This is a genomic window from Secundilactobacillus hailunensis (assembly GCF_005405185.1).
GTDB classification, from domain to species: domain Bacteria; phylum Bacillota; class Bacilli; order Lactobacillales; family Lactobacillaceae; genus Secundilactobacillus; species Secundilactobacillus hailunensis.
In genome coordinates this window covers 1-7451 of record NZ_BJDO01000071.1, presented here as the reverse complement: position 1 = coordinate 7451, position 7451 = coordinate 1, and the positions used below count along the sequence as shown (strand labels likewise).

The following is a 7451-nucleotide window of genomic DNA, read 5'->3' as shown; positions in this document are numbered from 1 at the left end:
AGTCACGGCACCGCTGCCATCGACCTTCGTAGTGGTAGTTCCACCTTCAGGATCCGTGGTCGTGATCGTGTTGTAGTAGCCATCCTTCGTCGTTGATACGGGTTCAGCTACCTTAAAGAAGGAACTGCTGCCATCTGGGTTAACGTTCTCGCCCGTCTGGTCAGTCATTGGGTTACCTTTAGTATCCGTCCCTGGCGTGTCGTGGGTCATGGTGACACCAGGGTTATCGTTCGTAACCGTCGTCTTGCCGGTCTTGACACTTTCACCTGGCTTAACTGTAACGTCCGGCAAGCTTGGCTGATCCTTTGGCGTTTCCGTTACCGTCACAACGCTCGTTGTGCCAGTCTCGCCCGTCTTCGGATCGGTCGTTGGTGTCGTCTGCACGACGGCCACCGTCTTATCACCGTCTGACCAGTTCTTGGTCACCTCGGTCACGGCACCGCTGCCATCGACCCTCGTAGTGGTAGTCCCACCTTCAGGATCCGTGGTCGTGATCGTGTTGTAGTAGTCCTTTGAATCAACTGAAAGTGCATTGCCAACCAGACTAATTGTCTCATTACCATTCTTGTCGATTGTCTCATTCACACTTGGAGCATCGTCAAATTTATGAGTCAGCTGAATTCCATCCGGTTCATTATTCGCCATCGTAGTCTTACCAGATGTTGCCGTAGTACCCGGCGTAACTGTCTGATTTGGCAAACTTGGTTGATCTTTTGGTGTTTCAGTGAAGGCTGCACTGCCAGTTTCATCAATAACTATATTTGACGTATCACCATCAGACCAATTTTTCGTAATTTGAGTAACTACACCATTACCATCGACCTTCGTGGTGGTTGTGCCACCATCAGGGTCATTAGTAGTTGTAGTAGTTGAATCCTTCGTATAGTTCACAGTCCGTGCCAACGTCTTCATAGTTGCTGTATCAGTTGCACCCGGTGTTAGCCCAGCCATATCTGTTGCTGTAAATGCACTAGTATCGCCGCTCACACCAGTAACGGTAAAACCGTTGACTGTCGGAGCATTAGCTGTAGTCAACTCATCAACTAAGTTGGCAGGCTCATTTACTGAAATTTTTCCATCTGTATTTGTCGTCCATGGCGTGTAGTCAACCTTAGTCCCATCATTATTAATGGTGGCCGTCCGGTAAACATGAATGGTCTCGTCATGACTGCTAATATCAGCTGTAGTTCCATCGGCTGTGTAGTTAACGGTAATAACACCGTTCAAATACTTAGCTTGTGAACCTTCTGGATCATTGGTACCACCACCATCGGTTGGACCCCAACTGTGCTTTGTATAGTTGACGTTCCGATTTAACGTTGCTTTATAACCGTCAGCTGCTTTTTCTGCGGGTACAGCTGGTGTTACGGTAGGATCACCGGCGAGTGCAGCATTAAAGTCAGCACTATCATAAGCACCGGTATCACCACTTACGCCCGTCACATCATACCCAGTAACTGGAGTGGCATCGGCGGTTGTAAATGCATCTACCAACGTTGTTGAACCAGACTTAGAAACCCAATTACTATAGGTTACAGTCTTGCCATCCGCATTAACGTGTACCGTGCGTTGAACTGCCACATGCATAGTGTCAGGTCCCTTAGGCGTTCCCAATCCAGTATAACTGGTGTTAACAGTGACCGTACCTTGCAGATAATCCTGTTGAGTACCCTCAACCGTACCTGGATGATCGACAGTATACTCAACTGCCTGGTAGTCAACAATCCGGTTTAACATCTTAGTGGTTGCCGTATCAGTTGCGCTTGGTGTTATCCCAGCCATGTCTGTTGCCGTAAACGCACCAGTATCGCCGCTCACACCAGCAACGGTAAAGCCGTTGACTGCTGGCGCATTGGCTGTAGTTAACGCATCAACCAAGTTGACAGGCTCATTTACTGAAACTTTCCCATCTGTATTTGTCGTCCATGGCGTATAGCTAACCGTTTTTCCATCAGCATTAATGGTAGCCGTCCGGAAAACATGGATGGTCTGATTATGACTGCTGATATCCGCTGTAGTCCCACTAGCTGTGTAGTTGACGGTGATAACACCGTTCAAGTATTTAGCCTGTGAACCCTCTGGATCTGTGCCTGTAACACCTGGATGATCCTTGGTATAGGTCGTCTTCGCGTAAACTAAGTTAATGTTATTTGCTCCATCAGTAAGTGTAACTGATGGCTGCGTTGAATCACCTGCCACATTGTTAAAGCTATACTTTTGATAGGTGTAGCCAATAATCTGATCGGGGGTTAAATTATAGTTCTGCCCAATCTGTAATTCGCTGCCAGGTGTATTTGCCTTAATCACATAATTTGATTGTCCTTTACTATTAGAAATGCTATTACCATCAGTATCAATAAAGGTGACCACAATCGGAGCAGCTAATTTGGTAACATAGACCCCATAAGCATTACCATTTGTAACTTTAAGTGCGTCTACGTAGCGATTAGGATTGGTTGTATTAGTAGCTGGTGTAATCATATATTCTCCAGCCAATGCGGGATTAGTATTGAGTGCATCCAAAACACGAGAATCAGTTAAAAGGTTAACGGTTGACCCTGTTGGAGAAGTCATATTAATTGTAGTTACCTGTTGGTTAGTGCTGGTATTTACAAAAGTTACCGTGTATGAAATCGAACCAGCTTTGTAATTAACCTCTTGATTGACAACACCAGTATAGCCGGTATCAGTAGGTGTCTTCCCCTTAATATCAATATTAAACGAATCACTTGTGTAATCGGTGCTACCAGCAGCAATGGTTGCAGTATAGCCATCCTGTAGAATACCAGTGCTTGTTGGTGTCAGAGCTGCGACTAATACTTGATTGCCTGCACTAGTCTCCCAATTACCATAAGTAACAACACCATCTTTGCCAACAGTTGCTGTACGAGTGACAGCAATTGGTTGTGGCTTAACTGCTGCGGTGTAATCACCGGTGTTTGTCCGGTTAATGCTAATCGTACCTTCCAAATACTTAGCTTCAGTACCTTCTGGATCACCTTTAGTTGAATCACCAGGGTTGGTCACTGAATAGGTTTTTGCTGCATAGGTGACCATTCTGGTAACCGTTGCACTAAAACCGGTATCAGTAGGCGTTTCGGTGGCAATATAATGATTAAACATGTCGCTGGTATAGACATCGCCGCCGTCAACGGTAACAATAAACCCGGGTTGCGCAACACCAGTATCATTAGCTGAAATGCCGTTTACTAAGGTCGTACTGCCATTAACAGTCCAATTGCCATAAGTCACCTGACCATTAGCATCAACACTGGCAGTCCGAGTAACGTTCACTGGTGTACTAGTATTTTGATTCTTGGTATAGTCACCGGTGTAGTTCGTGTTAACGGTGATGGTCCCTTTCAGATTCTTGGCATCAATAACGTTAACTGTCCGGGTGATGTTAAATGTTTCAGCAGGTTTTTGACCCAGGTATTCGTTATCATTACCAGTTGAAGTAACGTTAGGGTTGGTAACCCGTTGATTCTTCAAATCAGTACTCGTCACATCAACGTTACCGTTAAGCGTGTTAACAAGTGCCCCTTGATAAGTCTGATTATTAGCTTGGTAATCACCATTCTTAATCTGAATTGAAACGACAGGTGCTTGATTTGCACCTGCTAAAGTTGATAGTTGCGCATCAGATAATTTGCTGATAATTGTGGCAGAATTATCCGTTGTTTCCCAATTACTGTAAACCACTTCTTTAGTCGTTGGGTCAAGTTGCGCGGTCCGTTTGATCTTCACAGGTGTACCAGGGTTAGAACTTAAAACAGTGCCATCCGAATTCTTGACAACATCCGTCTCATTAACCGTACCCTGCAAATAATCAATCGAAGTGCCTGGTAATGTTCCTGGATTATTCACATCGTAAATAATTGGGGATACACCAACTTTGGTTTCATTGGTCCCCTTTGAATTTAAAGTGACGTTCCATGTGGTCACGGAAGGATCACTCAGCGTAAATCCAGCTGGCGGAGTCAATGTTACCGTCAAGGTCTTGCCGTCTGTACCTACTGCATTCCCTGTCCCGACACTAACTTCATTAGCCATATTAGGATTGACAACGTAGTTAACAGTTGCAACAACGGTAGCAGGCGTAGCGTCTTTCTGAGAAGCTAAATAGTTGTACATGTTGTTGTAATCAGCCACGTTAATATCATAAGTTGCATATTTGTTCGCCTGCGCGCCGGTTTGACCATCAGTATAAGAAGTTGTGGTCCCAACTGCCTTCTGATACCAACCCTTGGTATCATCAGTTGAAGCGGGGTTGGTCCACGTAAAGGTGCCATCGTTACCAGCAACTTGATTTAGTTTTGTGGTGTAGGAACCATCGGCGTAAGTCGTGTAGGTAACCGTGTAATTATGCTTAGTTCCTGCTTTGTAGTCAGCCACGGCTTGTTTAACTGCTTGGTATTCTGCGTTGTAGACGGATTGAACCATGGCATTGGTACCATCAAGATAAGTTGAATAGTCTTGATAGACATTGCCGTTCTTATCTTTAACAACAGTCTTACCGTTTGTATTGCTTGCACTTAATAAGAACTGACTGGCATCGGCCCCCTTACCACTAATTGCGGCTTCAAACGCTGCTTCTTTGATCTTTCCAAAAGCCGTATCAGCCGTTGTGTAAAAGCCATCATGAGATAACTTAGTGCTGTCTTTAGCATCTTGATTATTGTCAAAACTAAGCAACCCAGAGGTTTTAACACTATCACTCGTAGTTAAAGTACCGTTGTTGTTAGTGATCGCATTGGCTTTATTAAGATAATCATTAAAGAAATCATTTTCGCCATCAATTGCAGCAACGTAATCAACATGCTCAATCACGTTTCTGATAGCAGGATAGATTTGCGTAACAAATTCCGAGAAAATCTCACGTGGAAACTTGACATTACCGCCAAGTCCGATAGTAGCTCCACCATAATCAAAACCATTCATAATTTTAAATGTAATATCGGCAAATGTAGTTCCATCATTTAGAAATTGTGCATCAAACCCATTTTGTCCAGCCAATGAGACTGGATCGCTCATAATTGCCTTTTCAAGATAAGACTGGATCAACGGTTGAAACATTGGAATGTAAAAGTTCCAAACGTGAACGACATCTTCCAAATTCTTTTGAATAGCATTGATAGCAGTGGTATCCGTTACTTGAGTCTTCATCTGGTTAATAGCTGTGGTCACCGAAGCCAGATAGAGACTTTGAACGTTTAACTTATTGTTTGACGCAAGTGTCAGCTTATCAAGAGTATGATCAAGGACGTTATACCCTCCTTGGAGTGGTTCCCAAATTTTTAGTGGAATAGTTTTACCAGAATCAACTCCTGCTTGATAAGCAATTGCATTCGCATAATCGTCACCATAACTCTTTAAAGAGCTACCTAAGGCAGTGTAAAAATCATCTAATCCTTGTGCCCATTGTTTGATGAAGGCTTGGTAGCCGGCTTGGAAATTGGTATCTTTCTGTAAAGAATCGTCTTTCGTTAATCCAAGGATGCCTGTGTACTTAACTCCATCATTACTAGGATCTATCCACCAAGAATTGGGATTGCTGATATCAATGTTGTACGGCGTATCCGTTTTAGTAGTTGGGACATCAGTCTTAGTGTCATTTTGACCCAAACCATCTACAGTGTAATGAATATCCTTAGATACATCGACACCATTTGCTATTCGACCTGCTTCATAAACCTTACCAAGGTCATACAAGTTACTGAGTAACGAATAATCAATACCAACACCAGGAGTTGAACCAATAAAACTACCGACCTTCTTAATGGATGCAGATCCATTATTTTTAGCCAAATCATTAGCAGCCGCTTGATACCCAGCCTGATAATTTGCATTAGTAGGATCGCCAACTGGTAAATTAGTGGAAGCACCAACAACGTCGATTTCGACAGTCATGCCTTTTGATTTATAAAGCGAAGCGGCGGACTGTCTGGCTTGATTAAGCTCTTCAGTCGTTGGGTCAATCAAGGTGATTTTATCAACGCCATTTAAGTTGGTAACCCTTACATTTGAAGCAGGCTCAGTAGTCGCTGCGGCAGTTTGTGTACCGGCAGTGTTTTTAGAATCTACGTTAGGTGTTGTTTGACCCGTTGTCCCATCAGTTAACTGTTTGTTTGAGCTTTCTGAAGGTACATCAGTCGTAGGTGTAACGGTCGAAGCCGCATCGCTAACTGCTTTTTGAACTGTTGTATTATCCTTAGCACCACTCGTAGGAGCAGCCTGGGTCTGTTGACTACCTGCACTGCTATCAGGCTGTGTAACTACACCCTTTGTAGTGTCAGACGTAGCTTTAGCCGACTTTCCATCATTTGTCTTTGCTGTATTCGAGTTTGACTGTGTCGTACTGGTGTCAGACACAGCTTTAGCCGATGTTCCATCGCTTGCCTTTGTTGTATTCGAATTTGACTGTGTCGTACTGGTATCCGCATTCGTTGTAGGAGTCGTTTGGTTAGCTCGTGCAGTTGCAGTTTTTACATCTGAATCTGAAATTGTTCCAGATTGTGACACATTCGACATATTGTCCGAGTTAGATGTTGCTTTTGACACAACAGCAGATGTATTAACATCATCTGCTGTCTTCGTTGAAGCACTAGTCGCACTCGTAGCCACACTGCTATTATCTGTAATAGCCGGTTGTGTAGCCGCTTTAACGGGTGAAGCCACGCTTAAAAGACCAAGCATAAATATCCCAGCAAATAACCAGGATTTCTTGGCCTTGTACATCCGATAGTGTAGATGATCCTTCTCTTGTTCCCCTAAGTTGTTGTTCTTAGAGATTTTTCGATAGTCTTTTTCCATAAATTAAGCCCCCATCACCTCGATAACGTATCCGGCGTTACCAAGTAAAAATTCCAAAAATGCCTAAAAATTTCATAAAATCAACAATGATCTCTCTCCTACTAGACATCATCGTCTTAATACAATAAATAATATAACACTTCCAAAACAAAGGGTAAACTATATTAACTTCACCTTTATAGGTTAATCAATAAAGCCACCTAATTTTTTATAAAAAAAGTGTTGGACCTTGTGAAATGCCTAAAATGTTTGGCTGTTTATTATATAAAAAATATTTTTAGCCAAAAAAAGCTCCTAACAACCAAGAATTGATTGTTAGGAGGTCCTAAAAGCTGTTACTTATCATAATCAACACATCGATCTCCGCCTATTGAGGAAATTATTGGGTCTAAGCTTTTTAGTGTTGATTAAGTTCAACACTGAGAAACTTAGGCCTGTTTTTTTGCAAAAAAAGGACACCTAGTCTCCCAGGCGTTATACTTTACAGCGACCAAACCAAAAGTAAAGGCAGGGAAATTAAATGTCCAATATTAATATTAACGTGTAGTGCTAGTTTTGTAACATTTGTCGAGTAGCCCATTGATTAAAGCAAATTATATGCAAAAACCCCGCATTTGCGGTAGCTTCTAAGGTGACTA

1 protein-coding gene is annotated in these 7451 nt (G+C 42.9%); it reads right to left on the bottom strand.

Annotation, left to right across the window (positions count from 1 at the left end; translation table 11 throughout):
- Nucleotides 1–6813, bottom strand: a 6813-nt coding sequence (locus FFM73_RS11770) for a KxYKxGKxW signal peptide domain-containing protein (RefSeq protein ID WP_137631870.1), incomplete at its 3' end; no start/stop codon positions are given.
- Between the last annotated feature and the right edge of the window lie 638 nt (nt 6814–7451).